This is a genomic window from Microbacterium sp. 1262 (genome assembly GCF_040544895.1).
Taxonomy (GTDB): domain Bacteria; phylum Actinomycetota; class Actinomycetes; order Actinomycetales; family Microbacteriaceae; genus Microbacterium; species Microbacterium plantarum.
This window is the reverse complement of record NZ_JBEPKU010000001.1, coordinates 235,553-262,319: the sequence shown is the minus strand read 5'-3', so window position 1 is coordinate 262,319 and position 26,767 is coordinate 235,553. Positions and strand designations below refer to the sequence as shown.

Annotated in this window: 25 protein-coding genes; 7 read left to right on the top strand and 18 right to left on the bottom strand. The window is 69.9% G+C overall.

Annotated elements, in window-relative coordinates; genetic code table 11:
* Nucleotides 1-24 precede the first annotated feature (24 nt).
* From ABIC53_RS01205 to ABIC53_RS01190, 4 genes are read right to left on the bottom strand one after another with little or no spacing between them, the layout of a single operon-like run.
* Entirely contained in the window at nt 25-1,008 is a 984-nt protein-coding gene (locus ABIC53_RS01205) for a Gfo/Idh/MocA family protein (RefSeq protein ID WP_282501378.1), read from the bottom strand.
* Nucleotides 1,005-2,105: a DegT/DnrJ/EryC1/StrS family aminotransferase gene (locus ABIC53_RS01200; protein ID WP_282501379.1), complete on the bottom strand. Its 1,101-nt coding sequence runs from the start codon at nt 2,103-2,105 to the stop codon at nt 1,005-1,007. Before ABIC53_RS01200 ends, ABIC53_RS01205 begins: the two co-directional genes overlap by 4 nt.
* Nucleotides 2,102-2,707 (bottom strand): acyltransferase, encoded by a 606-nt coding sequence (locus tag ABIC53_RS01195; protein WP_114588550.1) that lies wholly within the window; start codon nt 2,705-2,707, stop codon nt 2,102-2,104. Before ABIC53_RS01195 ends, ABIC53_RS01200 begins: the two co-directional genes overlap by 4 nt.
* A 47-nt stretch (nt 2,708-2,754) precedes the next feature.
* Nucleotides 2,755-3,933, bottom strand: coding sequence for a glycosyltransferase (locus ABIC53_RS01190; RefSeq protein WP_282501380.1), 1,179 nt, complete (start codon nt 3,931-3,933; stop codon nt 2,755-2,757).
* 56 nt (nt 3,934-3,989) lie between these two features.
* Here ABIC53_RS01190 and ABIC53_RS01185 point away from each other — a divergent pair, with 56 nt between their 5' ends.
* Together ABIC53_RS01185 and ABIC53_RS01180 are read left to right on the top strand one after the other, a co-directional pair.
* Entirely contained in the window at nt 3,990-4,688 is a 699-nt protein-coding gene (locus ABIC53_RS01185; RefSeq protein WP_275887878.1) for a glycosyltransferase family 2 protein, read from the top strand.
* 2 nt (nt 4,689-4,690) lie between these two features.
* On the top strand, nt 4,691-5,146 hold the full coding sequence (locus ABIC53_RS01180; RefSeq protein ID WP_282501381.1) for a DUF2304 domain-containing protein: 456 nt from the start codon (nt 4,691-4,693) through the stop codon (nt 5,144-5,146).
* Here the strand turns inward: ABIC53_RS01180 and ABIC53_RS01175 are convergent.
* The 10 genes from ABIC53_RS01175 to ABIC53_RS01130 form a co-directional block, all read right to left on the bottom strand.
* Complete coding sequence (locus tag ABIC53_RS01175; protein ID WP_282501382.1) at nt 5,143-7,113, bottom strand: DUF6541 family protein; 1,971 nt, start codon at nt 7,111-7,113, stop codon at nt 5,143-5,145. The genes ABIC53_RS01180 and ABIC53_RS01175 overlap by 4 nt on opposite strands.
* A 1-nt stretch (nt 7,114) precedes the next feature.
* A complete protein-coding gene (locus tag ABIC53_RS01170; RefSeq protein WP_282501383.1) occupies nt 7,115-7,852 on the bottom strand; it encodes an ABC transporter ATP-binding protein in 738 nt (245 codons plus the stop codon).
* A complete protein-coding gene (locus ABIC53_RS01165; RefSeq protein ID WP_282501384.1) occupies nt 7,849-8,751 on the bottom strand; it encodes an ABC transporter permease in 903 nt (300 codons plus the stop codon). The genes ABIC53_RS01170 and ABIC53_RS01165 overlap by 4 nt, the downstream gene beginning before the upstream one ends.
* An 86-nt stretch (nt 8,752-8,837) precedes the next feature.
* Nucleotides 8,838-11,504 (bottom strand): FG-GAP-like repeat-containing protein, encoded by a 2,667-nt coding sequence (locus ABIC53_RS01160; RefSeq protein ID WP_282501385.1) that lies wholly within the window; start codon nt 11,502-11,504, stop codon nt 8,838-8,840.
* Nucleotides 11,505-11,573: 69 nt separating this feature from the next.
* Nucleotides 11,574-12,659, bottom strand: coding sequence for a glycosyltransferase (locus tag ABIC53_RS01155; protein ID WP_282501386.1), 1,086 nt, complete (start codon nt 12,657-12,659; stop codon nt 11,574-11,576).
* Nucleotides 12,656-14,098, bottom strand: coding sequence for an LCP family protein (locus ABIC53_RS01150; protein ID WP_282501387.1), 1,443 nt, complete (start codon nt 14,096-14,098; stop codon nt 12,656-12,658). The genes ABIC53_RS01155 and ABIC53_RS01150 overlap by 4 nt, the downstream gene beginning before the upstream one ends.
* Nucleotides 14,095-14,562, bottom strand: coding sequence for a 5-(carboxyamino)imidazole ribonucleotide mutase (purE, locus tag ABIC53_RS01145; RefSeq protein ID WP_112617590.1), 468 nt, complete (start codon nt 14,560-14,562; stop codon nt 14,095-14,097). The genes ABIC53_RS01150 and purE overlap by 4 nt, the downstream gene beginning before the upstream one ends.
* A gap of 111 nt (nt 14,563-14,673) precedes the next feature.
* On the bottom strand, nt 14,674-15,801 hold the full coding sequence (locus ABIC53_RS01140; RefSeq protein WP_112617388.1) for a 5-(carboxyamino)imidazole ribonucleotide synthase: 1,128 nt from the start codon (nt 15,799-15,801) through the stop codon (nt 14,674-14,676).
* A gap of 76 nt (nt 15,802-15,877) precedes the next feature.
* Nucleotides 15,878-16,432 (bottom strand): PH domain-containing protein, encoded by a 555-nt coding sequence (locus ABIC53_RS01135; protein ID WP_269267865.1) that lies wholly within the window; start codon nt 16,430-16,432, stop codon nt 15,878-15,880.
* Between the two features lie 62 nt (nt 16,433-16,494).
* Entirely contained in the window at nt 16,495-17,283 is a 789-nt protein-coding gene (locus ABIC53_RS01130; protein ID WP_274178904.1) for a biotin--[acetyl-CoA-carboxylase] ligase, read from the bottom strand.
* 129 nt (nt 17,284-17,412) lie between these two features.
* On the opposite strand from ABIC53_RS01130, the gene ABIC53_RS01125 reads away from it, so the two are divergent.
* Entirely contained in the window at nt 17,413-19,002 is a 1,590-nt protein-coding gene (locus ABIC53_RS01125) for an acyl-CoA carboxylase subunit beta (RefSeq protein WP_181574233.1), read from the top strand.
* Nucleotides 18,999-19,250, top strand: a complete 252-nt coding sequence (locus ABIC53_RS01120; RefSeq protein WP_181574234.1) for an acyl-CoA carboxylase subunit epsilon — start codon at nt 18,999-19,001, stop codon at nt 19,248-19,250. Before ABIC53_RS01125 ends, ABIC53_RS01120 begins: the two co-directional genes overlap by 4 nt.
* 201 nt (nt 19,251-19,451) lie before the next feature.
* Here ABIC53_RS01120 and ABIC53_RS01115 read toward each other — a convergent pair whose 3' ends face one another.
* Genes ABIC53_RS01115 through ABIC53_RS01100 form a run of 4 tightly spaced genes read right to left on the bottom strand, consistent with a single transcriptional unit; the run spans nt 19,452 to nt 23,711 of the window.
* Nucleotides 19,452-20,528: a hypothetical protein gene (locus tag ABIC53_RS01115; RefSeq protein WP_112617392.1), complete on the bottom strand. Its 1,077-nt coding sequence runs from the start codon at nt 20,526-20,528 to the stop codon at nt 19,452-19,454.
* Nucleotides 20,525-21,763: a sensor histidine kinase gene (locus tag ABIC53_RS01110; protein WP_274178905.1), complete on the bottom strand. Its 1,239-nt coding sequence runs from the start codon at nt 21,761-21,763 to the stop codon at nt 20,525-20,527. The genes ABIC53_RS01115 and ABIC53_RS01110 overlap by 4 nt, the downstream gene beginning before the upstream one ends.
* Entirely contained in the window at nt 21,753-22,409 is a 657-nt protein-coding gene (locus ABIC53_RS01105; RefSeq protein ID WP_114588562.1) for a response regulator transcription factor, read from the bottom strand. Before ABIC53_RS01105 ends, ABIC53_RS01110 begins: the two co-directional genes overlap by 11 nt.
* A gap of 9 nt (nt 22,410-22,418) precedes the next feature.
* The gene (locus ABIC53_RS01100) at nt 22,419-23,711 is read right to left on the bottom strand and encodes a class I SAM-dependent RNA methyltransferase (RefSeq protein WP_323986399.1); all 1,293 of its coding nucleotides are present in this window, start codon (nt 23,709-23,711) and stop codon (nt 22,419-22,421) included.
* 44 nt (nt 23,712-23,755) lie between these two features.
* Between ABIC53_RS01100 and ABIC53_RS01095 the strand changes: the two genes are divergently transcribed.
* From ABIC53_RS01095 to ABIC53_RS01085, 3 genes are all read left to right on the top strand, one after another.
* Nucleotides 23,756-24,412 (top strand): Maf family protein, encoded by a 657-nt coding sequence (locus ABIC53_RS01095; RefSeq protein WP_323986401.1) that lies wholly within the window; start codon nt 23,756-23,758, stop codon nt 24,410-24,412.
* A gap of 98 nt (nt 24,413-24,510) precedes the next feature.
* Nucleotides 24,511-26,277, top strand: coding sequence for an acetyl/propionyl/methylcrotonyl-CoA carboxylase subunit alpha (locus ABIC53_RS01090; protein WP_112617395.1), 1,767 nt, complete (start codon nt 24,511-24,513; stop codon nt 26,275-26,277).
* Between the two features lie 16 nt (nt 26,278-26,293).
* Nucleotides 26,294-26,746, top strand: a complete 453-nt coding sequence (locus ABIC53_RS01085) for a hypothetical protein (protein WP_354450022.1) — start codon at nt 26,294-26,296, stop codon at nt 26,744-26,746.
* Nucleotides 26,747-26,767 lie beyond the last annotated feature (21 nt).

The following is a 26,767-nucleotide window of genomic DNA, read 5'->3' as shown; positions in this document are numbered from 1 at the left end:
CGGCGCGCGATGACGGTTGCGCGATCAGAGCGTCGCCGCCTTCGCGGTCTTGGCGGCGCTCAGCGCCGTCTCGACGACGGACAACGTTCGCAGCCCATCGGCCATGGTCACGACGTCGCTGGGTCGTCCGAGCACCGCGTCACGGAAGGCCTCGTGCTCGACACGGAGAGGCTCGCGCTTCGGGAAGGCGAACCGGATCACATCCCCCTCGGACACGCCGCGGAAACTCGACACCGATTCCCATTCGAGCGGGATAGTCCCGTTCGCGTAGAAGGTGAGATCACCGGTCGCGGTGTCGGCGACGAAGGCTCCCCGCTCCCCCGTGACGACCGTGACCCGCTCCTTCATCGGCGACAGCCAGTTCACCAGGTGATTCACGATGACGCCCGACGCCAGCCGTCCAGTGATCGCGATCATGTCCTCGTGCTCGCGGCCGCTGCGGTGAGCGGTCTGGGCGAATACGCGTTCGTAGGTACTGTCGCCGACCCACGCGGTCAGGTCGATGTCATGCGACGCCAGATCTTTGGTCACCCCGACATCGGCGATGCGGGCCGGGAACGGGCCCTGACGGCGCGTCTGGATCTGATAGACCTGGCCGAGTTCGCCCTCGCGGAGGCGACGCCGCATCTCCTGCAGCGCAGGATTGAATCGCTCGATGTGACCGACGGCTCCCACGAGGCCGGCGGCGTCGAATGCCTCGACCATGCGCGCCCCGGCCTCGACCGTGTCGGCAATGGGCTTCTCGACGAGGGTGTGCACGCCGGCCGCACTGAGCCGCAACGCGGCGTCCTCGTGGAATCGGGTCGGAACCGCCACCACGGCCATATCGATCCCCGCGGCGATCAGCGCGTCCACGTCGTCGAGCACAGGCAGCGAGCCGGCGACGCCGAAGGGATCGCCCGCGGGATCCGCGATCGCGACCAGCTCGACCCCGTCGACCTCACGGAGGACGCGGGCGTGGTGGCGTCCCATCATGCCGACGCCGAGGAGTCCCGCACGCAGCGTCATTCGGCACCCGCCGATGCCAGCGCATTGACCGCCGCGACGACGCGCTCCAGATCGCCGTCGCTCAGCGAGGGGTGCACCGGCAGCGAGATGACCTCGGCCGCAGCACGCTCGGTCTCGGGAAGCTCCAGGCCGGGTGCGAACGAGGCGAGCGAGGGCAGACGATGATTCGGGATCGGGTAGTAGACGCCCGATCCGACCTGGTATTCATCCCGCAGCGCGCGGACGAAGCCGTCACGGTCCTCGGGGACTCGGATCGTGTACTGGTGGTACACGTGGCGTGCGCCCTCGACGACCGGGGGAACGACGACCCCGCGGAGGTTGTCGTCGAGGAACCGGGCGTTCGCCCGGCGCTTCTCGGTCCACGCTTCGACCTTCGTCAGCTGCACCCGTCCGATGGCGGCATGGATGTCGGTCATCCGAGCGTTGAAACCGACGACCTCGTTCTCGTACTGACGCTCCATCCCCTGATTGCGCAGAAGACGCACGCGGCGGGCGAACTCCTCGTCGACGGCCGAAACCATGCCGCCCTCGCCGCTCGTCATGTTCTTGGTCGGATAGAGCGAGAACATCGCGAACGCGCCGAAGGTGCCGACAGGGCGGCCACCGAGCGCCGCACCGTGAGCCTGTGCAGCGTCCTCGAAGAGGGCGACACCGCGTCGCGTCGCGATGTCGGCGAGTTCGTCCATCCGAGCCGGGTGACCGTACAGGTGAACGGGGAGGACGCCGCGGGTCCGCGAGGTGATCGCCTGCTCGACGGCCGCGGGATCGAGGGAGAACGTGTCGGGCTCGATGTCGACGAAGACGGGCGTCGCGCCGGTGAGGGCCACCGAGTTCGCCGTGGCCGCGAAAGTGAAGGACGGGACAATCACTTCGTCGCCCGGTCCGATCCCGGCCGCCAGAAGGCCGAGGTGCAGGCCGGACGTACCGGAGTTCACCGCGACCACGGGCCGCGACTCGACGAAGTGCGCCGCGAACTCCTGCTCGAACGCGGCCACCTCGGGGCCCTGGGCGATCATGCCGGACCGGAGCACGCGGTCGACGGCGGCGCGTTCCTCATCGCCCACGATCGGACGAGCGGGCGGGATCATTTCAGTCATCGCGACTCCTTCAGCATTCCGGCGGATTCGGTGTAGCGCTCGCCCGTGCTCGGGCAGACCCACACGCCGTCCTCCGCTTGTTCGAGGCGTACCCCGGCTTTCCCCACCCAACCGATGCGCTTGGCCGGCACTCCCGCGACCAGCGCGTGGTCGGGCACGTCGCGCACGACGACCGCGCCGGCTGCAACCATGGCCCAGCGGCCGATGCGCACGGGGGCGACGCAGGTCGCGCGCGCACCGATGGACGCCCCGTGCTCGATTTCGACCCCGACGGGCGTCCAGTCGTCCGCGCTCTTCAATTCACCCTCGGGGGTGATCGCGCGCGGGTAGGTGTCGTTCGTCAGGACCGCGGCCGGACCGATGAACACACCGTCGGCTAGGCGCGCCGGCTCGTAGACGAGCGCGAGGTTCTGGATCTTGCAGTTGTCGCCGACCGTCACCCCGGAGCCGATGTACGCTCCGCGGCCGATGACGCAACGGCGTCCGATGCGCGCACCCTCTCGGATCTGGGCCAAGTGCCACACCGCGGTGCCCGCCCCCAGGGAGACATCAGCGGCGACGTCGGCTGAGTCCACCACGCGGGTGTCATGTGAATGGGTCATCTCAAACTTCCCGTGCGCACCGCGAGAAGGCGCACACCGTATTCATCCTAACGAGCCCGTCTGCGACGACCCCGTGTAAACCCCGGGTCGTCAGCGGCGGCGAGCGTCACGTCGGCTGCGCGGCGAGCGACGGCGCGCCCGGAGAGATTCCGCGCCGCCCAGGCCGCCACCGCGGCCCGACGCTCCGCAGACGGCTCGGCCGAGGCCGTCTCGATCAGCGCGGCGGCGACCGGTTCGACATCCCACGCGGTGCCGGCACCCAGATCGTTGTCGACCACGAGCGAGCGCACGGGGTCCGGCCCCGCGTAGACGACCGGAGTGCCCACGGCGAGTGCGGCGTATGCCTTCGTCGGAACGGCGAACTCGTACCCCCCGCCCTCGCGGATCGACGCCAGCGCCGCACGCGCTCCCCGGATCAATCGAGCAGCCTCAGGAGCCGGCACCTGCTCGCGGAAGCGCACGAGGTCATCGAGGCCGAGCTGCCTCGTGCGCGCTTTCAGCTGATCCCATTCGCCACCCTGACCGACGAACAAGGCGGTGATCGCGTGTCCCCGAGAACGCGCGACCGCCAGCGCGTCCACGAAGACTCCCGCACCGTGCCACTGGCTGGCGGTGCCGATGTAGACGACGTGAGCGGCCGCGTCGGGCGTCACCGCCGGGTGGAAGGTCTCGTCGTCGACGCCGTGCCCCACGGCGGTCACGTGCGCGCCGGGGGCCAGGGCGCGCACCGTCGCCTCGACTCCCGCGGTCACCGCGAGCACCGCGCGCGCTCCGCCGAGCGACCACGTCTCGAGGGCGCGCACGAGCCGCACGACCATCCGCGGTGCGCTCGTTGACTCGGCCGCGACGGAGACGAGGTCGGCTGCGTAGTAGACGTATGGGACCCGCCGGATGGCGCTGGCGATGCGCACGACGGTTCCGGTCGTCGGCGGGGGCTCCACGACCACGACATCCGCTCGCGGGCCGAACAGCACGCGGAAGAACGCCGGGATGTCGAAGCTGAGGTAAGGCAGGTAACCCCGCACCTGCCCGGATCGATCTCGGAGCACCGGCCAGCGGCGAACCCGTCCGGCCAGACGCACCGACGTCGCTGACCGCGGTGCACGGCTGGTGAGAACCTCGACATGGTGTCCGCGCTCGTCGAGCTCTCGGACGAGGAGCGAGAGCCGCAGACTCGCCGCAGCCGGTTCCGGCGCATAGATTCGCGAGACGACCTGGATGCGCATGACCCCTCGATCCTAACCACCCCGGGCTTCTCGTCCGCGTCTGCGACAATGAGACCGTGTCCCCCGCCATCCCTCCCGTCGATCGCGTCGGCGCCATCACCTGGGTGGTGGTTCCCCTCTACAACGAGATGACGGTCATTGGGGACGTGGTTCGCGAACTCGCCGCTCACTTCCATCACGTCGTCTGCGTCGACGACGGCTCTCGCGACGACTCGGTCGCTGCTGCCGTCGCGGCCGGAGCCACGGTCGTGCGGCATCCGGTCAATCTGGGGCAGGGCGCGGCGCTGCAGACGGGAATCGAGTTCGCTCTCTCACACCCGCAGGCGGAGTACCTCGTCACGTTCGACGCCGACGGGCAGCATCGCGTCGAGGACGCCGTAGCCATGGTCCGCCGAGCGCACGACGAGAACCTGGCCATCGTCTTCGGTTCGCGCTTCCTCGATGACCGCACGCGGCCGGGATGGGCCAAGAAGATCGTGCTGAAGACCGCGGTCTGGGTCACGAACATGACGACGGGCACCCGCCTCACCGATGCCCACAACGGATTGCGCGTGCTGCGGCGCGACGCGGCCGCGCGGGTCGATCTGCAACAGGACCGCATGGCGCACGCGACGGAGATCGTCCTACAGCTCAACCGCACCGGTCTCCCGCACGCCGAACACCCGGTGGAGCTGCGTTACACCGACTATTCGAAGGCGAAGGGGCAGAGCCTGCTCAATGCCGTCAACATCCTCGTGGACCTGGTGGTGAAGTGATCGTGGGCATTCAGATCCTGCTGATCGGGTCCATCCTCGTCCTGGGGTTCCTTCTGCTGCGCAAGCCGGGGAGCGACACCCACCAGGCGCTGCGCCGCATGCTCTTCGCCGCGTTCGCCCTCGTTGCGATCCTGTCCGTGCTGTTCCCGCAGTGGCTGACGTGGCTCGCGCAGCTGATGGGCGTCGGACGCGGCACGGATCTTCTGCTGTACGCGCTCGTCGTCGTCTTCCTCGCGTTCGTCTACGCGCAGTACCGAGCGAACGCCGGTCTGCAACGCCAGCTCACCCGGCTGGCGCGAAGATTCGCGATTCAGGAGGCGCTCCTCGCCGAAGCCCGGCAGCTTCGCACGGACGCCGAAGGGACACCCGCATCGCCCTCGGACGGGCACGCGACCGCTCCCTCGCCGCAGCACCGAGCCGCTGTCGATGACGGTAGCGGTGATGAGCCCAGCGTCTAGCAGGAGGTGACGCGCCAGAGCGATGCGTCGCCCTCGCGGTCGACCAGTTGGAAGCCCGGCCGCTCATCGATGTCGGCAAACCCCGGCATCATCCAGCGTCCGGGGTACCACTCACCCGGTCCGAAGTCGAGCAGGTAATCCGCGCCGAAGACGGCGAGCGCGTCGCAGACGGCCGGGTCGTCGCTGACATTGCGCAGGTTCTCGGCGAGGAGCCAATACGGGTCGGCCGACGGCGGCGCCCACGTGCGCGGGATCACGTCGCGCCCGCTCAGCGCATAGCCGAAAGACGCGCCGGTGCTCGGGTTGGCGATCACGACGGCATCCTCGGGCAGGACATCGTCGAGACGTTCGAGCAGTGCGAGCTCGTCCTCCGAGACGAAGGAGGTCGCCGACACCTCGTAGGCATGCGGATCCGTTTCGCTGGCGAAGACGTCTCGTCGCTCGACACGCGGCGTCGCAACCGTCTGGACGATCACGGGAACGCACAACAGCAACCCCACTGCGCCGGCCACGAGTGCGCGCGAGGAATAGCCGTCGGTGCGCCGCCGCGCGAGCGCCGAGATGCGGTCCGCCACGGCGGCGACTGCCGCACCGGCGAGCACGAGCCCGAAGACGGGAACGATGGCAGCGAGCCGGTACGGGTCCTCGTACCACGGCCCCACGAGCGCCGCCCGCACCTGATCCGACCCCACCGCCGCGGCGACGACGTACAGACCGGCGCTCACCGCCCATGCGGAGGCGATCGCTCGGATGCGCCACCCGCCCGCGGCCAGACCGGCCAGCAGGCCCAGGAGCATCGCGATGCTGACGGACAGAGCCGGCGCATAGCCCAGGAAGCCGTTGACGCCGACCTCGATGGCCGCCGAACGGATGCGGGTGTGCGGCTCCCAGGTGGCGGAGACGCTGGCTCCGAAGTACCACCACACCCAGATCAGCGCGCCGGCCGCTGCAACGGCTGCGATCAGGCCGGTCAGCCCCGCGCGCTTCCTGCGCGCGAAGCGCTCCGGCAGCGACCACAGCAGCAACGCCAGAGCGGCGACTCCCCAGGCGAGCGCGGTGGAGGGCTGCGCCACCATGACGGCACCGAGCGGGAGCAGGACGACCGCGAGCCCGCGTACCACTGCGCCGATGGCAACACGCCGCTCGAGCGCGTTCGCGCCGCCGGCGACATGCTCGGAGACGCGTGCGGGGATGGTCGTGGCGACGGCGGCGGGGAGGAGCGCGCCGGCGAGCAGCTGCGGGTACAGGACGCCCCACTGCACGAGGCCGAGAGGGAATGCCATGACGGCACCCGCGACCGTGGCTGAAGCGCCGGCTGCGACGGGGCCGGCCACGCGGAAGGCGAGGAAGGCCAGCCCGAGGGGCCAGACCACGACGCCGATGACGAACGTCACGGCATTCGCCGCGAGGGGGATCGACGCGCCGGTCAGCGGCGGGATCAGGGCCGCGAGAGTGTGCCAGGCGGACGGGTAGAAGCCCCGGGCGCCGATGACCTCGGTGATCGCGAGCGGTGAGGCGATACCCGTCTCGGTCGCGAACCGCACCGCGCTCAGGTGGAAGGCCGCATCATTCGTCTGCGAGATGGCGTCGGGCGTGCCGAACTCGGCGACGAACCGGATGCCGAGCAGCACAACGCCCAGCAGAAGCCCGATCAAGACGATGGTGGTGTCCGTCCCACGGCGGGGGTCGACGCCGCCGAGACCCGGCCAGGGCAGAGCCCAGCGGATACCCCAGACCAGCAGCAAGAGGCCGGCGAACGCGATGAGCGCGCTGACGGGTGACCAGGGCAGGCCGAGCAGACCGAGCACAAGAGCCGAGCCCACGGCCATGACCACCGTGAAGGCGGGAGCGAGCGCCCACAGAGCCAGCGACCGGAGCCGCAGGATCGATCCCATCCCCAGCCCGGGCACGAGGACGACGATGGCCGCGACGATATACGCCGGGCTGCTCGCGAACCATTCGGTCACGCTAGTCGCCGATCTGCGCGATCGCTTCCTCGACCGGCCCGTCGAACACGACCTCGCCCTTCTGGATGACGATGCCGCGGCTGCACAGCTCGCGCACCATCTCCATGTCATGCGACACGACCACCAACGTCTTGCGTTGCTCGATCAGTTCGGCGAACTTCAGCCGGCACTTCTCGCGGAACGGGGCATCGCCGACGGAAAGGATCTCGTCAACGAGCAGGACATCGAGCTCGACGTGGATCGCGACCGAGAAAGCGAGGCGCATGAACATGCCCGACGAGTAGTGCTTGACCTCCTGATCGATGAACTCACCGATCTCGCTGAAGGCGACGATGTCGTCGTATCGCGCCTCGATCTCCTTCCGGCTCATGCCGAGGATCGCCGCGTTGAGAAACACGTTCTCCCGCCCGGAGAGCTCGGGATGGAAACCCGCACCGACCTCGATCAGTCCTGCGACGCGCCCTCGGGTGAGGACTTCGCCGCCATCCGGCTGCATGACGCCGGAGATGAGTTTGAGAAGCGTCGATTTGCCCGACCCGTTGTAACCGAGGATCGCGACCGACTCACCCTCTTCGATGACGATGTCGACTCCGCGCAGCGCATGGAACACGCTCGTCGTCTTCCGACCGCGCAGCCACGACACCACGCTGTCCTTCAGGGAGAAGGCGTGATTGAGCAGGAAGGTCTTCTCGACGCCGTCGATGATGATGCTCGGCCGCCGAGTGGCTGTGGTTGTCATAGGTCTTGCGCAAACCTTCCCTCGAGGCGACGGAACACGCTCTGTCCGAGGAAGAGGAACGCGAAGGAGATCACGAACGCCCAGATCGTGTTGATCCCGAGGGCGGGCGGCATCTCGAGCGCGCTGTCGCTGATGGGGAACCAGAACGCGTAATGGAAGAGCTCGACGGCCTGGGTGATGGGGTTCAGCAGGTACACCTCGAGCAGCCACGACGGCAGCCCGAGTGTTGTGAGTGCATCGCGGACCATCGTCCAGAAGTACAGGACCGGCGATGCCCAGGTGGCGAGCAGCAAGAGCAGCTCGACGACGTTCTCGGCGTCACGGAAGCGGACGTTGATCGCGCCGAAGAGCAGCCCGAGCCCCAGCGCGAAGATGAGGATGATGGCGACGGCCGCCAGGACGGCCAGGACCGACAGCAGCGATGCTTGGGCGAAAAGACCGAGGAAACCGCACACGATCAGCAGCAGAGCGAGCTGCGGCAGGAAGTGCACGAATGCTACGGCGGCGGCGGAGATCGCGAACAGCTGCCGAGGCAGGTAGACCTTGCGCACGAGGGGCGCGTTTCCCACGATCGAGGTCGTCGCGTTCTTGTACGCCTCCGAGAACAGGTTGATGACGATGATCCCCGAGAACAGGTACACCGCGTAGTTGGGAATGCCCCGCTCGAGGCTGAGGAAGAGGCCGAGCACGACCCAGAACACGAGGAACTGCGCAGCGGGGCGGACGTACGACCAGGTCCAGCCCAGCACGGAGTTCCGGTAGCGCGTGGTGACGCCCGTCCGGATCAGCAGCCGCAGCAGGTAGCGCCAACGCACCACGTCGAGCAGGCCCCGCCCCGAGCCGGGACGGGCGAATTCGCTGCGTGGCACGGCGGCGAACAGAGGAGATGTATCGGTCACGTTTCGCTATTCGGGTCGATGCGCGGAGGCGTCCGCAACCGGTTCATCATAGCCGGATCGGGCTGGGGGCCTGCCGAGGCCAGGCCTCAGCCGACCTGCTCGAAGCCGGCCCAACCACGCCCGATTTGTACGGAGCCGGAGAAGCCCCCGGCGCCGTTCCCGCGATACAGGAGCAGCGCGCCGGCCGCGGTCCGCGCGATCACGTCGGGGCGACCATCGCCGTCGAAATCGCCGGTGCCGACGAGGCTCGTCATCCCGGACCAACCACGACCGACCACTCGTCCGGGCGTCCAGGTTCCGTCGCCCTGCGCGGAGTAGAGCCAGAGGCGACCGTCGGTGCTGCGAGCGAGGATGTCAGCGGTGCCGTCACCGGCGAAATCGCCGACGACGGTGAGATCGACGAACCCTCCCCAGCCGCGACCGATCTGCTGCCCGCCTCCGAGCCAGCCCCCCGCGCCGTCGCCGCGGTAGAGCAGCAGCCGCCCGGCCGAGTCGCGCGCGATGACATCGACGTGGCCATCGCCGTCGAAATCGATGCCGCCGATGACGGATGTGAACGTCCCCCAGCCGTTCCCGATCGATCGGGGCGGTCCGACGCGTCCGTCACCCGCTCCGGGGAGCAGCACGAAGCGCCCGTTGGGCTCGATGCGGGCGACGTCGACATGACCGGTGCCCGAGAAGTCTCCGAGGCTCACCAGCTTCGCACCGGCGGGCCAGTCGGTTGCCAGCGAGAGCGTTCCCGCCCAGCCGCCCCGCCCGTCGCCCCGGTACAGAGTCAGGCCCGGCGGGGCGACCGCGAGTACGTCTGCACCGCCATCACCGTCGATATCGCGCACGAACGGCGGGCTCACGACCGGCGCGCCTGGCCCTGCGAGCGAGACCATCCCGCCCCAACCGCTCCCGACCGGCGCGACGTGGGCGAGTCCACCGCCCGTACCGCGGTACAGGTGGAGGGCTCCATCGTTATGACGAGCGACGAGGTCCGGTTTCCCGTCTCCGGTGAAATCACCGATCGCGGCGAACGCGGCCATGGATGTCCAACCCCGGCCCAGGTTGATCGCCGCCCCGAACCCCCCGCTTCCCGTGCCCGGATACAGGCGCAGCACACCAGCGTCATCGCGGGCGATGATGTCGGTGTTGCCGTCACCCGTGAAATCCGACCCGCCGACGAGCGCAGTCATGCTACCCCACCCGCGGCCCGCACGCTCACCGGCCTGGAAACCGCCCTTGCCGTCACCGCGCCACAGCATGAGGGACGAGCCCTGAATGCCGACGAGATCCGGGATGCCGTCTCCGTCGACGTCGCCGGCCGCTGACATCAGCCGGACCGACCGCCAGTCGCCGTCGATCTTCGTCGGGGTTCCCAGCGAGGACCCGTCGCCTCGGAACAGCCAGAGATCACCACTGGCGTCGACCCCGATGAGATCACGGTGACCGTCACGGTCGAAGTCTCCGATGCCGAGGATGGAACGCATTCCGGTGTTGCGAGCGAGCGCGACGGCCGAACCCCAGCGAGCGGGAGCGGCGTAGGGGTACGCCCAAATAGTTCCGTCCGAACCCGCCGCGAACAGATGGGACGCGCCGTCGAGGTCGAGAGTCGGCGTTGGCTGCGAGTTGACTGGCGCGATATAGCGGGAGTGAACCCAGGCGACACGCCCGTGCGCGTCGACCCGCACCCACTCACCGTAGGTCGCCCGGCGCACGACCATCTCTCCGCCGGACAGGGTGATGACTCCGGTTCCGCACCGCTCATCGGGAGCGCGGCGAGCGTTGAGCGCGTCCGCCGTCACGACGTAGATGCCCGAGACCGCCGCGACCTCTTCTTCACGCGGCGCCGCGCAGTAGTCGGGCTGTGCGCTGCCGAACCACTGGTGGAAGAACCGGAAGAAGTTGCGATTGCCGTAGGAGGAGCATCCGTCCCCCTCCCCCGTGACCGCCAGCAAGGACGCGGCGTTGGGCTGATACGGCGTGTAGTAGTACAGCGCCGAAGTCGCCTTGTTCTCGATGTAGACCGGTGACGAGCCGCACTGATCGACCCACTGGCCGTTCACCAGCGCCGGCGGGTGATACAGGATGTTCCACGTCCGACCCGGCGCGTACCAGGTGAAGAAGTTGCTGGTCCCCGGCGGGTTCTCGTAGCGGCGAAGTTGACGTGCCGCTCCGTACACCTGGTTGAAGAATCCGTAGTACGCCGAATCGCAGCCCGCCGTGTCGGGGCAACCCTGCCCCATCGCGATGCGGTACTGGGAGTCGTACGGGTACGTGTCGGTGACGAGGCCCTGCTCCTTCTGCAACATCACGATGAGCACCTGCGGATTGAGGCCGCATGCCTGGGCGACCTTCGTGATGATGCGTGCCGCGCTCTCGACGCCCCCGCCCTCGTAGGTGCGGCACATCGGATCGGCTGCGATCCACCGCGTCTGGTCCGTCTTGTCCTTCAAGCAGACGTAGCCTGACCGGCACGTGGTCACTTGTGAGTTGAGGAAGTCCTGAACCTGGCCCTCGTTCATCGCGGCGCCGTTGTAGAAGATGGCGTCCGAGATGATGTTGCCGGCGCGGAACTGCGACATGTCAACGGCCGTCGGCGCGGACCGTCCGAGCGTGGCTGCAGACGCGGCGCCCTGCACAGCCTGGTTCGGCTGGGCCGCTGCCGGAGCCGTGGCGGACATGCTCACGAGCAGTCCTGCGGTCACCGCGACGGCGACGAGAGGCGAAAGCAGTCGCCGCGACAGGGTGTTCCACCTTCGACTCATGTGAACAGTGTGACCGATGTTGTTCCAGTCTGCGAAACAGAAATCGATCGGCCGTGCATCACGACCCCGTCACAGCTCGGCGTGCAGCGCCCAGACCCGCTCCGCGTGATCCCGCCACGAGAAGGCTCGTCCGCGATCGCCGGCCCGCACCGCCCATCGGTGCAGCTCGTCGGGGGTGGCCAGCACCTCGCCGGCGGCGTCGCGCAGCTCGGCGAACGGAGCGATGCGCGCCCCGTCGAGCAGCACTTCGCGGTGCACGGGCGAATCAGCGGCCACGACCGGTACGCCCAGCACCATCGCCTCGATGGCGCGCCACGGGAACGCGGACTGCTCCGACAGCGCGATCAGCAGCACCGCGGCGTCGAGGACGGCCGCACGGTCGGCGGCATCCAGTCGGCCGGGGATGATCACCCGGTCGCGGGCGATGCCGGCGTTCTCGATCACGCCGGCGATATCAGCCGGCTCGTCGAAGATCACGACGCTGACGGTCTCTTCGCCGGCGATCGACGACAGCACGGCGCGCAGCTGGTCCTCGGTGCCGCCGGCGACGATCGCGACCCGGTCGGGAACCCCGAGCTCGCGGCGGCGCCCGATCGCGTCCGTGGGCACGCGGAACCCATCCGGCGCAGCCCCGGGGATGACGCGGACCCGCGCTCCGAGCCGCGGGGCGATCTCGGCGAGGCGTTCGGCGAGGGCGTGGGTCGGGACGACCACGGCATCCGCGTGCTTCTCGGCGCGCTTGAGCAGCGCGCGCTGAGCCAGCACCGTCGCCCTGGGCAGCAGGGCGGGAGTCTCCCACGCGGCGAGGTCCCAGACCGTCACGACGGTCTGCTCGAGGTCGTGGGCACGGTCGTGCTTGACCAGCGGGGCGAGGAGCGTGGGGGCGTGCAGCAGTCCCCCGGCCACTCCCCCCGTGATGCCCATGGGCCACGAGGCCAGCAGCCCGGTGCGCGGGAACGGTGCGCGGACGGTCTGCGCCAGACCGGCGATCGCGGCGGCGGCATTGCCCGCATCCGAGGCGACTAACCCGGCGACTTCGCAGCGGGCCGGGGCGGTGGCGATGAGCGCGCGCGCCACCTCGAGCGATGCCTCCGCCGTGTCGGCGTCGACGACGTCGGCGAGCTGGTCGAGCACGAGCTTGAGGACGGTGGTCATCCCTCGGTCTCCGCTTCCGGTGTCGGCGGGTGCAGCGCGTTGCGCACCATCTCCTGCGCCAGCGCGAAGTCGGGGTCACGCTCCTCGATTCCGTTCTCGGGCGTGAGCTCGATCGTGGTGACCGGCTGTTCCTTGGCCTTCATCGCGATATCGGCGAGGAACGGCAGCAGATCGGCGGGGATGTCGGTCTGGACGAGCACCTGCCCGGCATCCGCGATCTCGGTGAACCGGTCGAGCACGTTCTGCGGTGTCATCTGCGCGAGGATCGCCTGCTGCAGCTCGCGCTGGCGACGCATCCGGTCGAAGTCGCTCGTCGTGTAGCGCGACCGGGCATACCACTGGGCGGTGTCACCGTCCATGTGCTGCTGGCCCGCCTCGATCCATCCCTCGGCCCAGTCGTCGGCCGGCTGCCCCTCGTACTGGGGCCCGCCGCCCTTGGGTAGGCGCTCGACGACGTTGATGTCGACACCGCCGAGCGCGTCGACGAGGTCGGCGAAGCCCTTCATGTCGATGAAGACGTAGTAGGGAATCGTGATTCCGAGGATGCCTTCGACGGCGTCCTTCGTCGCCTCCACCCCCGGCGACGATCCGTCGTCATGTGCGTCCGGATAGAGGGCGTTGCCGTCGCGACAGATCTCCACCTCGGTCTGCAGCTGGTTGATGCCGCTGCTCCACCCGCAGTTCGGGTCGACGCGTCCCTCGTGGACGTCGGGATACAGATCCTTCATCGGCCCCGGAGCGAACGGGAAGTGCCCCATGTCGCGCGGGACACCGGTGATCGTGGTCGCCCCGGTCTCCGCGTTCACGGACACGACGGAGATCGAGTCGAAGCGCATGGAGTCGCGGCCTTCACCACTGTCGGCACCGAGCAGGAGGACGTTGTAGTAGCCGTCCGACGGCGGAACGCTCGGCCCACTCGCACCGAACACGGTGCTGAGCGTCTCGCGAACGGAGTTCACGCGGTCGAACGTCCACGCGGCGGCCGACGTCGACGCGACGGCGAGCAGAATGGCCAGGAGCGGGACGCCGATGCGGGCCACCGTGCCCGCGCGCACGAGCTTCACCAAACGCAACGTGTCGACCGTCAGCACGATCCACAGCACCGCGTAGAACGCGATGACCACCTGGACGATCAGCAGGACGAACCAGTTGGTGGCGAGCGAGAGCAGCAGCGGGCGCCACAGCAGACCGGTCAGCACGGTCAGGAGCGCGATGACCCACATCGTGATCGTTGCGGCGAGACCGAAACGCCCCAGTCGGCGATTCCCGGCGAGCACCTGGGCAGAGCCGGGCAGGAGGAAGTTGAGCACGACGAGCCACCACCCGCGACGACCCATGACCTCGGGCGAGGTAGTGTCGGGATGCCGCAGCGGCCGCTCCTCGATAAGGCTTCCGCGTCGCGGCCGTGCGGAGTTGCGCGGCGGAGCGGTGACGGTCACAGGGATTCCTTGAGTCGGAGGTTCTTCTCCTCGACCTGCTGCTCGAGGCTGCGGGCGTACTCCTCCAGCCGATCGGCGAGCTCAGCGTCGCCCGCGCCGATGATGCGCGCAGCGAGGAGGCCGGCGTTCTTCGCGCCGTTGATCGACACGGTGGCCACGGGGATGCCGCCGGGCATCTGGACGATGCTCAGCAGCGAGTCGAGTCCGTCGAGGGTCGCGAGCTGCACCGGCACGCCAACGACCGGCAGCGGCGTCAGCGACGCGAGCATGCCCGGGAGGTGCGCCGCTCCCCCCGCGCCGGCGACGATGACGCGCAGCCCTCGCGCGCGTGCCTCACGACCGTAGCGGAGCAGCTTGTCGGGGGTGCGGTGGGCCGAGACGACTTCGACCTCGTGCGCGACACCGAGGTCGGTGAGCGCCTGCGATGCGTCGCTCATGACGCGCCAATCGGAGTCCGAACCCATGACGACTCCGACGAGCGGAGCGTCCGACGAATGCAGCGGCGAGGATGTCACCGACCCAGGTTAGGCGGGCCACCTGTGGAATCCCCGGAGCGGCGCGGTACCCCCGAGGGCTCAGTCGTCGAAGTTCGCCGCCACCACGCGGGCGTCGCCGACGACGGCGTCGAGGTCGTCGCCCGACAGGTTGACGTGTCCGACCTTGCGCCCGGGCCGCGGGGCCTTGCCGTAGGTGTGGACCTTCGCACCCGGGTGGGCTTCGAGAGCGGCGGGGATGCGCGCGGCGAGCGAGTCGGAGACGGGACCGCCCAGGATGTTGATCATGACCGACCACGGCGCTCGCGGAGCCGTGTCGCCGAGGGGCAGATCGAGCACCGCGCGGAGATGCTGCTCGAACTGTCCGGTCACGGCGCCGTCCTGACTCCAGTGACCGCTGTTGTGCGGGCGCATCGCGAGCTCGTTCACGAGGAGCCGGTCATCGGCCGTCTCGAAGAGTTCCACCGCGAGCATGCCGGTGACACCCAGCCCTTCCGCGATCGCGACCCCGATGTTCTCGGCGACCTCGATCAGGCGCTGACCCGCCCGCGGAGCCGGGGCGATGACCTCCGCGCACACCCCGTCGCGCTGCACGGTCTCGACCACGGGGTACGAACGCCACGCCCCGGAGGGCCGCCGCGCCACCTGCTGCGCGAGTTCGCGCGTGAACTCGACGAGCTCCTCGACGAGCAGCTGTCCCCCCGGCTGGAGGGCGTCAAGCCAGTCAGCGGCGTCGTCTGCGGAACGGACGACACGAACGCCTTTGCCGTCGTATCCACCGCGCGGCGTCTTCACGACCGCGCGCCCGCCGTTGTCGTCGAGGAAGGCTTGCAGGCCGGCGGCATCGGAGATCGCGGCCCACTCGGGCTGCGGCATCCCGAGCTCGGCGAGCCTCGCGCGCATGCGCAGCTTGTCCTGTGCATAGAAGAGAGCGTCGGGACCGGGGTGCACGGCGACGCCGTCATCGACGAGCGCCCGGAGCACCTCCTGCGGAACGTGCTCGTGATCGAAGGTGATGACATCGACGTCGCGAGCGAAGGCCCGGACCGTTTCGAGGTCGCGGTAGTCGCCCGTCGCGGTCGCCGCGATGGCTGCAGACATGCCCGGCTCCTCGGCCAGGACGCGCACATCGAGTCCCAGCTCGACGGCCGGCGCAATCATCATGCGGGCCAGCTGCCCTCCGCCGACGATTCCTACTCGCAACGACATGGCGCCTCCTCCGGGTTCGCATCCATCATCCCGCACACGAAGACGGGGTCGCACGCGTGAGCGGGCGCGATCATGCTCAGGCGTCGGAGCCGATGATCGGCATGCTGTGCGAGTCGCGATGCGCCAGAATCTGGCTCACCTCGACCTGGTCTGCCAGCACCTCGTGGACGAGGGCGACGGCCGGGATGCTCCGCAGCCGCATGGCGGGGTCGACGCCGTTCGAGAGCGTCAGCGTTCCCGTCCCGTTCAGGCGCTGGATCGGGCCGCGCGACTCGTCGATGCCGTAGCCACGGATATGGCTGAGCTCCGACCGGCGACGGACGATGAGTCCCGAGGTTTCGATGACCCGACGGGTCGTGATCGTGTACGAATGCGCGAGCCAGCGCAGGTACGGCAGCACGACGAGGAGCACGACCACCAGCCCCGCGGCCGACCACAGCATCACGTTGGTGAAGGGGTCGGGCACGTTCCCGGTGAAGTACCCCGTGACACCCGCGATGACGATGAGCAGCAGCGCCGGCAAGAGGAGCGGCCCGGCGTGCGGGCGCAACCGCGCGACACGAAGCTCGGGGGCCGCGGCACCGAGCGCTGGCGCGACGGGGCGACCGAACGAGGCTGCTGGCTGTGTCACAGCACCATCATGGCCCGCGGGTGCGACAACGCCTCGGCGGCACGCCCGGATGCCGCGAGGCCTCAGCCGACTCCGCGGACATGCACGACGTCGCCGGCTCCGACGACGCTCTCGACAGCGCCCGTCCGCACGACCAGGCGCCCGTCCTCATCGAGGCGCTCCGCCGTCCCCGTCAGCGTCTCGCCGCCGGGCAGCGAGACGACGACGTCCTCGCCGATCGTGACGCACGCCGCGGCGACCCGCTCCCGGAGGGCGTCGTCGGCGCCGCTCACCGCGAGGTGGGCGATGTGGTCGCGCAGGCCCGTGAGGTAGTCCGCGAGCAGTCGGTCCTCGTCGACCTCCACCCCCAGCACGGCGAACGAGGTCGCCGTGGCGACCGGCAGGTCGACCTCGGCCATCGTGGTGTTGACCCCGGCACCCAGGATCACGTCGCCGGTCTCGCCCGGCAGGACCTCGGCGAGGATGCCGCTGATCTTCCGCCCGTCGACGAGGACGTCGTTGGGCCATTTCACACCGACCTGCCGTCCGTGCAGTTGCGCGGAGACGGCGTCGCTCATCGCGAGACCGGCGACCAGGGGGATCCAGCCGCGCGAGTGCACCGGCACAGCGCCCACGCGCAGGAGCACCGAGATCGCGAGCGCGGTGCCCGCGGGAGCCGTCCAGCTGCGATCGAGCCGGCCGCGACCGGCGCGCTGGTCGGTCGTCAGGAGCACCGAGAGGTGCGGGTGGGCATCGGGGTCGGCCTCGACGTCGCGACGCAGGTGGGCGTTGGTCGAATCGGTGTGCTCGACGACGTGCACGCGGGGCGAGACCGCGGCCGCGCGGGGATAGCCGTTCTCGGGGATCGTCATGGCGTCACCCTACGATGCCGGATCGCGGCTCGGCGAGGGGTTGCGCCCGAGGGTTTCCACAGGCGATCGCCGTCGTCGTTGTGGGTGTGCTCCAACGGCTGCGGGGCCGCGCTGGATAGGGTGGAACGCGTGACCGACCAGCCCGACCTGTCCACGACCGCCGGCAAGATCGCCGACCTCCGCGCCCGCTACCAGACGGCCGTCGTCGACGCCGAGACCGCGGCACGCGAGAAGCAGCACAAGAAGGGCAAGCTCACCGCCCGCGAGCGCATCGAGATGCTCGTGGACCCGGGGTCGTTCGTGGAGCTCGACGAGTACGTGCGCCATCGCACCACCGCGTTCGGCATGGACCGATCCCGCCCCTACGGCGACTCCGTCGTCTCGGGCGTCGGCACGATCCACGGCCGCACCGTCGCGGTCTACTCGCAGGACTTCACGACGTTCGGCGGCTCGCTCGGCGAGTCCGCTGGCGAGAAGATCATCAAGGTCATGGAGCTCGCGCTGCGCGGCGGGATGCCGATCATCGGCATCCTCGACTCGGGTGGCGCCCGAATCCAGGAGGGCGTCGTGGCGCTCGGCAAGTACGGCGAGATCTTCCGCCTGAACACCGCGGCGTCGGGAGTGATCCCCCAGATCTCGCTGATCATGGGGCCCGCCGCGGGCGGCGCGGTCTACTCCCCCGCCCTCACGGACTTCGTCATCATGGTCGACAAGACGAGCCAGATGTTCGTCACCGGCCCCGATGTCATCAAGACCGTCACCGGCGAGGACGTCGGCATGGAGGAGCTCGGCGGCGCCCACACCCACAACACGCGTTCGGGTGTCGCGCACTACCTGGCCCAGGACGAGGACGACGCGATCGACTACGCCCGGTCGCTCCTGAGCTTCCTGCCCGACAACAACATGTCGGACGCCCCGGTGTACGAGACCGGCTTCGAGTGGGAGACCACTGACGACGACCGTGCCCTGAACGTCGTCATCCCCGATTCACCCAACCAGCCCTACGACATCCACCAGGTCATCTCGGGGATCGTCGACGAGGGCGACTTCCTCGAGGTGCAGCCGCTGTTCGCACCGAACATCGTCGTCGGCTTCGGCCGGGTCGAGGGACGGACGGTCGGCATCATCGCCAACCAGCCCTCGCAGATGGCGGGCACTCTGAACATCGATGCCGGCGAGAAGGCGAGCCGGTTCGTTCGTTTCTGCGACGCCTTCTCGGTGCCGATCGTCACCCTCGTCGACGTTCCGGGCTATCTTCCCGGCACGGATCAGGAATGGACCGGCGTCATCCGCCGCGGGGCCAAGCTGCTCTATGCCTACGCCGAGGCGACGGTTCCGCTCGTGACGGTCATCCTCCGGAAGGCCTACGGCGGCGCCTACATCGTGATGGGCTCCAAGCAGCTGGGCGCCGACGTGAACGTCGCCTGGCCGACGGCGGAGATCGCTGTGATGGGCGGCCAGGGCGCGGTCAACATCCTCTACCGCGGTGAGATCAAGCGCGCCGAAGAGGCAGGCGAGGATGTCGCCGCGGTGCGGTCGCGCCTGGCCTCCGAGTACACCTACAACGTGGCCTCCCCCTTCCTGGCCGCCGAGCGGGGCGAGCTCGATGGCATCATCGAGCCGGCGCAGACGCGCGTCTACATCGCGAAGTCGCTGCGCGCGCTCCGGGGGAAGCGGGCCGAGCTGCCCGCGAAGAAGCACGGGAACATCCCGCTGTGAGCGGTCGAGAGGATTCCCGGGACGAGGCGGGCCACGACGAGCGACCCCTGCGCATCGAGGTGCGGCGCGGCGATCCGACCCCGGAGGAGCTGGCCGCCGTCATCGCCGTCGTGAGCGAGTCGTACGCCCAGGAAGCCGCGGAGGCGATCGCCCCCGAGCCGGCCCCCGAGTCCGCCTGGCGGCGCTCGGCACGCGCGCTGCGGACGCCGCTGCGGCGCGGCTTCGGCTGGGGGCGTTTCACCGGTTGACGGGCGAAACTGATTTTGTCCCCCGAAATACCTACAGACGGATCTGGCACGCTGCCGCAGACTGAATGTGCTGGAACGCTACTGCGTTCGGTCACCCGAGCTTCTAGCCGGTGACTGCTGCGAGTCGGTTTTCGGGTAACCACTCGCATGGCGAGGGGCGGGCGGCTTCGCCGCCCCTCGCCCCCAGCACCTTCCGTTCGGTCAGAGACGCGGGCGGGGCCGCGCGATCTCGCGCCAGAGATCGACCGTCTCATCGGCGTCGTCGTCATGACGCGAGCGACCGACGACCGTGACCGCCGTGTCGGGATGCGTCGAGGTGCGGATGTAGAGCCGCTCCGACCGTGCCCCATCGAGCACGTCGGCGAGCTCGGCGCGGATGGCGGCGAGTTCGCGCTCATCGAGGCCGTCGAGGCCGCCCTCGTCGAGGAAAGTGACGTGGGATCCGGCTCGCCGGACGTCTTCGAGCACGCGGCGCACCGCGTCGTCGAGCAGCCGCGGACCGCGCAGCTCATCGCGCAGACGCCCTTCCGCGAGCCGCGCCTGCAGACGCTCGTCGTCGTCGAGGTCGCCGCCCGCGTTGATGGTGCGCGAGAGCACCGGCCCCGCAACGGCGAGCGCGCGCTGCACGCGGACCCGGCGCTCGCGACGGCGGCCCTCCTGTGTGGCGAGCCATTCGGACGCCTCCCGTTGAAGCGCCGTGAGCTGCGCGGTCTCGACGGCCGCGCGGTCGATCAGCAGGACGATGATCTGCGCTCCGCCCACCCAGATCGCCGAACCGACGGCTCCCAGCGAGAGCGTCGGCTCCGGGCCGATCCACACGACCGACTGCAGGAACAGGACGACGATGCCCGACCAGGCCACGATCGAGCGCCGGCGAACGACGAGGACAGCCATCAAGGCACCGAGCCCGCCGAGGCTCCAGGTCGCGAACGGCTGCAGCCGCCCCTCTTCGCCCGCGGCCCACCAGGTGGCTGACGGGATCACGACGGTGACCGCGAGGGCGAGGAGCGCGATCCACAGGGGCAGCGGCGCCGGACGGCTCATGCCCGCCGTCACGGCGCTCATCGCCGGAACCTCCGCGGCCGGCTTCGCCGCCGCATCCATCGGCCGCGTGGGCCAGAAGATGCACAGGCCCGTGACGGCGAGGTAGACGACGAGATTCAGGATCAGCACGACGGGGACATCGACGGGGCGCGTCCAGAACATGCCGCCGACCGCCAAGTACGCCGTGAAGGCGACCCCGAGTGCCGACAGCACCCAGCGGACCGAGCGGTTCATGAGCTCTCCTGCCAGCTGATGGACACGGTCGTCCCTGATGCGTCGGAGTCGACCGTGGCGGCCCCGGCCACAGCGGCCACCCGCGCGATGATCGAGGCACGGATCCCGAGGCGATCCTCGGCGACGCGCGTCGCCTCGAAACCGGGTCCGTCGTCGGCGACGGTGATCGCAAGCCCAGCCCTGTCGGCGTGGAACGACACGCGCAGATTCGCAGCGCCGGCATGCTCGACCGAGTTCGTCACCGCCTGCGCCGCCGCGAGGTGCAGCGCTCGGGCGACACGGCCCGGCACAGACCGGGCATCGGGTTCGATCCGCTGAGAGACCCCGGCGTCCGGAGACAGTCGGTGGACCGTCGCTTCGAGCTCGGCACCGACGACGCCTGCCGGGATGGGGGCGTCGGGGCCCTCGCCCACCTCCTGGTCGACGTTCGCCAGTCGCGTGAGCGCTTCGCGGGCCATGGCGACCGCGAGAGTCCGCTCCCGGTCGGTCTCGGCGCGTTCGGCCGCGATCAGTGCTGCCAGCACGCTGTCGTGCATGAGTGCCGCGACGGCGACCCGCTCCTTCTCGACCGCGTCTGCTGCGGCCGCCTGCGCGAAGGAGCGGACCGCGCCCTCCCGTCCGCTGTCGATGCTCGCCGCGAGGGACCGGAGGATCCAGCCGACGACGATCAGGACGCTCGCGAGGATGATCGCGAACGCCGAGTCGAGCGCGACGTCGAGCACGGTGGCGGGCGTGAGAGGCAGAAGTGTGAGCCGCATCGCGCCGTACAGCAACGGCAGAAGGAACGCCCAGACGATCTGTCCGGCGAGCGGCATGCAGAAGACGGCCGCGACGGTCCCCACGTTGATGAGGAACCACAACCAGGGCTGCTCGTCGACGGTGGTCGACCGGTCGGCCGCCAGCGGCCAGAGGACGGTCGCGATCGGGAAGACGCCGGCGAAGATCGCGGCGAACACGCGGACGGCCCGCGAGGTGATCAACGCGACGCACATCATCAGCAGCGTGCCCAGGACCACGATCAGCAGGATCGTGTGCCAGGCGGAATGTCCGGCGGGGGTGCTGAGCGCTCCCACGAGCGCCTGGATTCCGATGACGGCGCTTCCGGTGCCGACGACGATGCCCAGGATGCGGTCGATGCGCGACTGGGTGAAGCGCTGAGTCTGGGCCAGGGCCTCGCGGAACTCCGCGGGACGACGCGGGCGGGTAGTGCCGGTGCCCGGGGTCTCAGCGGGCATCGGAGGCTTCGCCGACGAGACCGTCTTCCATCGCACGGCGGAGGAGGTCGACCTTGGTGGGTGCGGGACGGCCGACCTCGACGTACTTCACGCGCACCCGGGTGATGTTCTCTTTCGCGGTGGAGTAGGCGATCCCGAGCCGCTCGGCCACCGCTTTCAGGGGCAGTCCGGCGGCGTACAGGCGGAGCACGTCGCGCTCGCGTGCGGAGAGCTGGGCATCGGCGAACGCCCGGTCGCCGTCGACCGCGCTGGCCCACTCGACGTTGTCCAGGTGTTCGCCCCGCGCCACCGTCCGAACCGCCGCGACGACGTCGTCGGTGCGCGCCGACTTGCTGATGACGCCCAACGCGCCCGCAGAGAGGGCTTCACGCACCGCCGCCGGCCGGTCGGCGACGCTGTGGATGATGACCTGCGATCCGTCCCAGACGAGCTGAGCGACGTTCTCCGCCACGGTGGCGCCGTCGCCGAGCATGAGGTCGAGCACAACGACATCCGCCGGTGACTCCCCCGTGTCCTTCCGCCATCGCAGATACTCGGCGACGGTGCTGCCGGTGAAGACGACCTCCCCGACTCCCGCTCGGGAGCAGGCGGCGGCGAGCCCGAGCCGGACCGACTCGTGATCGTCGATGAGTGCCACCCGTGTCATGGGCTCAGCCTAGGACAGGGGGCCCTCGTCGGTGAGTACCGCAACCGCCTCCATGTGGTGCGAATGGGGGAACAGGTCCAGGCCCTGCAACGACACCGGCGCGTAGCCGCCCGCGCGCAGCATGCCGAGATCGCGCGCGAGGGCGACCGGATCGCACGCGACGTAGACGAGGGTCGCAGGCCGAAGCCGCAGCAGCGAATCGACGACGTCTCGTCCCGCTCCCGACCGCGGCGGGTCGAGAACCGTCACCCCGGCGCGCAGCCGGGCGCGTTCGGCAGCCGATGCGGTCTCCTCGACCTGCGCCAGCCAGCGGTCGACCCGGCCGGTCTCGGCGCGGGCACCCACCCACTCGGCCAGGTTCTCCCCGGCGTGGTCGGTGGCGCGGGTGTCGGACTCGACGCTCGTGATGCGGGTGGCCGTGCCTCCCAGTTCGGCGACGGCGGCCGCGAGGAGACCGACCCCGCCGTACAGGTCGAGGTGCCATGCGTCGGGATCGACGGTTCGGCCGGCGGATCGCAGGCCGCTGTGGACCGCGTCGCGCAGCGCGACCGGCGCGAGCCGGTGGACCTGCCAGAACCCTCCGGCGTCGACGCGGAACTCCCGGTCGCCGACCCTCTCGATCACGGTTTCGCGCAGCGCCGGGTCGGCCACCGGACGCGGACCGCCCCGACCTCGACCGCGGGGCGTCTCCGGGCGGGCCAGGGCTCGCACGCGCCCGTCGGAGGGCTGCACGAGGTCGAGGCGCCCGGGAGCGGCCGACCGGCCGCGGGCTACCGATTCGGCGATCGCCGGGGTGGCGAGCGGCAGGTCGTCGACCTCGACGACGCGGTGCGAGCGCGCGGCGAAGGGCCCGATGCGTCCATCCCCGTCGACGTGGAGGCTCACGCGCGTGCGCCATCCCGTGCCGTCCGGCGTCTCGTCGGCGCCGGCTGCCGCGACGACGACGTCGCTGTCGACACCGCCGAAGCGCTTCAGAGCGTCACGGAGGACGCGCTGCTTGAGCTCGCGCTGGTGTTCGAGGTCGATGTGCCCGAAGTCGGCCCCGCCCGGGCGGTTCTCCGGCGCGGTGCCGATGTCGGCGGGCGACCAGACGTGCGGTCGCCGATGCCGCGAAGCCTCGAGCACTTCGAGCGCCTCGGCACGCCAGAACGACGACTTCGCGGTGTCGGTCAGCCGCGCGCGCACCCTCTCACCGGGGATCGCGTCGGGGACGAAGACGACGCGGCCTTCGTGTCGTGCGACGAAGACGCCGCCGTGGGCGACGTCGGTGACGTCGAGATCGAGGAGGTCGCCGGACTGCATCCCTCGATGCTCGCACACGCGCGACCGCAGGTAGCGTGAACGGCATGCGCGTGTGCCTCGCCTCGACCTCCCCCGCCCGCCTCATGCTGCTGCGTCAGGCGGGCATCGAACCCGCGACCCGTGCCCCCGAGGTCGACGAGGAGGCCGTCATCGCCGCCCTCGAGGCCGAGGAGGGTCGCGTGCTGCCGCCGGACGAGCACGTCCTGCTGCTGGCGCGACGCAAGGCGGCCGACGTGGTCGCGACGCTCGCGCGACTCGAACCCGACTTCGACGGCATCGTCATCGGGGGCGACTCGATGTTCGCCTTCGACGGCGAGGTCCTCGGCAAGCCGCTCCGGCCCGACGTGGCGACCGCGAGGTGGGAGAGGATGCGCGGGGGCACAGGCAGCCTCCACTCGGGGCACTCGGTGATCCGCGTGCGCCCGGGGACCGTTGCGCAGGAGGCGTACGCCGTCGCGGACGCCGCGGTGACCTTCGCCGACGACATCACCGCCGACGAGATCGCGGCGTACGTCGGCACCGGCGAACCTCTGCAGGTGGCGGGAGCCTTCACTGTCGACAGCCTCGGCGGCCCCTTCATCACGCGGGTCGACGGCGATCCCTCCACGGTCGTCGGGATGTCCTTGTCGACGTTGCGCCGCCTCGTCCGTGAGCTCGGCGTGGCCTGGCCCGACCTCTGGACCACGCGGCTGACATCATGAACGGCGGGCCCGCTTCGTAGGCATCCACTCACGTTCGCCCGGTCACTTTGTGCGAGTGATCCAAAAGTCGGGGCCGCGTGCTCGCTAGGCTGGCATTCATGCCTGAGATCGCCAAGGTCCTGATCGCGAACCGCGGCGAGATCGCCGTCCGTATCGTGCGCGCCGCCCGTGACAGCGGGAAGGCGTCCGTCGCCGTCTACGCCGACCAGGACCGCGACGCGCTCCACGCCCGCCTCGCCGACGAGGCGTACGCCCTCGAGGGGTCCACGAGCGCCGAGACCTACCTCTCCATCGAGAAGATCCTCTCCGTCGCGCGACGTTCCGGCGCCGACGCCGTGCACCCCGGCTACGGCTTCCTCGCGGAGAACGCCGAGTTCGCCCGCGCCGTCATCGGCGCGGGACTCACCTGGATCGGCCCCTCCCCCGAGGCCATCGAGGCTCTCGGCGACAAGGTCACCGCGCGGCACGTCGCCGAGAAGGTCGGCGCTCCGCTCGCGCCCGGCACCCCCGGGCCCGTCGACGGTGCCGACGAGGTCATCGCCTTCGCGAACGAGTACGGCCTGCCGATCGCCATCAAAGCCGCCTACGGCGGCGGCGGGCGTGGTCTGAAGGTCGCGCGCGAGCTCGACGAGGTGGCCGAGCTGTTCGAGTCGGCCACTCGTGAGGCGATCGCCGCGTTCGGCCGAGGCGAGTGCTTCGTCGAGAAGTACCTCGACAAGCCGCGCCATGTCGAGACGCAGTGCCTCGCCGACGCAGCCGGCAACGTGGTCGTCGTCTCCACGCGCGACTGCTCGCTGCAACGACGCCACCAGAAGCTCGTCGAAGAAGCGCCCGCGCCCTTCCTCACGGACGAGCAGAACGACATCCTCTACTCCGCCTCGAAGGCCATCCTGCGCGAGGTCGGCTATGTCGGGGCGGGAACCTGCGAGTTCCTCATCGGCGCCGACGGCACGATCTCGTTCCTCGAGGTCAACACGCGCCTCCAGGTCGAGCACCCCGTGTCCGAAGAGGTGACCGGGATCGACCTCGTCCGCGAGCAGTTCCGCATCGCCGAGGGCGGCACGCTGGACTACGACGATCCTGCGCCGGTCGGACACTCGATCGAGTTCCGCATCAACGGCGAAGACCCGGGACGCAACTTCCTCCCGCAGCCCGGCCGCATCCACGTCTTCAAGACGTTCGGCGGTCCCGGCATCCGTCTCGATTCCGGTGTCACGGCCGGCGACTCGGTCTCCGGCGCGTTCGACTCGATGCTCGGAAAGATCATCGTTACGGGTCGCACCCGTGAGGAGGCACTCGAGCGCTCTCGCCGCGCGCTCGACGAGTTCGAGGTCGCCGGTATGCCCACCGTCCTGCCGTTCCACCGCCGCGTGGTGCGCGAGCCCGCCTTCACGGCGGAGAACGGCACATTCGGCGTGTTCACGCGGTGGATCGAGACCGAGTTCGTCAACGACATCCCGGCGTGGGACGGCGAGCTCGAGGCTCCCGCCGAGCCCAGCGGCCGCCACACGGTCGTCGTGGAGGTCGCCGGCAAGCGCCTCGAAGTGAGCCTCCCCGACCGGGTCGCCTCCCCGCCGGTCGCGGTGGGCCGCCCCGCCCAGGTGCCGCCCTCGCGGCGCTCGCACGCGGCCAACGCCAGCGCCGCGGCATCCGGCGACGCCGTGAAGTCACCGATGCAGGCGACGATCGTCAAGGTCGCGGTCGAAGCCGGCCAGCAGGTCGTCAAGGGCGACCTCGTCGTGGTGCTCGAGGCGATGAAGATGGAGCAGCCCATCCAGGCCCACAAGGACGGCGTCGTCGGCTCCATCGACGCGACGCCGGGCACCACCGTGGGCGCAGGTCACCCCCTGCTCACCATCTCCTGACCCCTAGGGTGCGGGCATGCGCCGCCCTGCACGTGTTCTTCCCATCGTCTGCCTGCTGGTGCTCGCTCTCGGGCTGAGCGCCTGCGCTTCCGACACGGTCGACCTCGCGGCGGCCGACGGGTGGCTCGCCGCGGTCGCGGCCGAACAAGCCGGCGCGGATGTCGGCATCGGCACGACGAGCGGCCATACGATGCCGTTGGAGAACTCCGGCGACCGGAGCGCAGGGGTCATCCTGACGCTCGCCGAGCCGGCGCCGGCGAGTGTGGTCGAGGTGCGGTGCTTCGGCGGTCACACCGCGACGGTGTTCGTCGAGGCTTCGACGACGTCCGGCTCGCGTGGCGTGGAGACGAGCATCGACTGCGACGAGAAGCCGCACGCTCTCGAGCTCGTTGATGCCACCCGCACCACAGCCGTCAGGATTGCCGTCCGCGCCGAGCCGGAGACGCGCTACTACGCCGATGTGAGGTGACACGGCGCCGCATGACCGCGC

Bases quoted from the DNA above. Each gene is read 5' to 3' on its own strand.
- ABIC53_RS01205 (WP_282501378.1), bottom strand. From the start codon at position 1,008: ATGACGCTGCGTGCGGGACTCCTCGGCGTCGGCATGATGGGACGCCAC.
- ABIC53_RS01200 (WP_282501379.1), bottom strand. From the start codon at position 2,105: ATGACTGAAATGATCCCGCCCGCTCGTCCGATCGTGGGCGATGAGGAA.
- ABIC53_RS01195 (WP_114588550.1), bottom strand. From the start codon at position 2,707: ATGACCCATTCACATGACACCCGCGTGGTGGACTCAGCCGACGTCGCC.
- ABIC53_RS01190 (WP_282501380.1), bottom strand. From the start codon at position 3,933: ATGCGCATCCAGGTCGTCTCGCGAATCTATGCGCCGGAACCGGCTGCG.
- ABIC53_RS01170 (WP_282501383.1), bottom strand. From the start codon at position 7,852: ATGACAACCACAGCCACTCGGCGGCCGAGCATCATCATCGACGGCGTC.
- ABIC53_RS01160 (WP_282501385.1), bottom strand. From the start codon at position 11,504: ATGAGTCGAAGGTGGAACACCCTGTCGCGGCGACTGCTTTCGCCTCTC.
- ABIC53_RS01155 (WP_282501386.1), bottom strand. From the start codon at position 12,659: ATGACCACCGTCCTCAAGCTCGTGCTCGACCAGCTCGCCGACGTCGTC.
- purE (WP_112617590.1), bottom strand. From the start codon at position 14,562: ATGGGTTCGGACTCCGATTGGCGCGTCATGAGCGACGCATCGCAGGCG.
- ABIC53_RS01140 (WP_112617388.1), bottom strand. From the start codon at position 15,801: ATGTCGTTGCGAGTAGGAATCGTCGGCGGAGGGCAGCTGGCCCGCATG.
- ABIC53_RS01130 (WP_274178904.1), bottom strand. From the start codon at position 17,283: ATGACGATCCCCGAGAACGGCTATCCCCGCGCGGCCGCGGTCTCGCCC.
- ABIC53_RS01115 (WP_112617392.1), bottom strand. From the start codon at position 20,528: ATGAACCGCTCGGTCCGCTGGGTGCTGTCGGCACTCGGGGTCGCCTTC.
- ABIC53_RS01110 (WP_274178905.1), bottom strand. From the start codon at position 21,763: ATGCCCGCTGAGACCCCGGGCACCGGCACTACCCGCCCGCGTCGTCCC.
- ABIC53_RS01105 (WP_114588562.1), bottom strand. From the start codon at position 22,409: ATGACACGGGTGGCACTCATCGACGATCACGAGTCGGTCCGGCTCGGG.
- ABIC53_RS01100 (WP_323986399.1), bottom strand. From the start codon at position 23,711: ATGCAGTCCGGCGACCTCCTCGATCTCGACGTCACCGACGTCGCCCAC.
- ABIC53_RS01095 (WP_323986401.1), top strand. From the start codon at position 23,756: ATGCGCGTGTGCCTCGCCTCGACCTCCCCCGCCCGCCTCATGCTGCTG.
- ABIC53_RS01090 (WP_112617395.1), top strand. From the start codon at position 24,511: ATGCCTGAGATCGCCAAGGTCCTGATCGCGAACCGCGGCGAGATCGCC.
- ABIC53_RS01085 (WP_354450022.1), top strand. From the start codon at position 26,294: ATGCGCCGCCCTGCACGTGTTCTTCCCATCGTCTGCCTGCTGGTGCTC.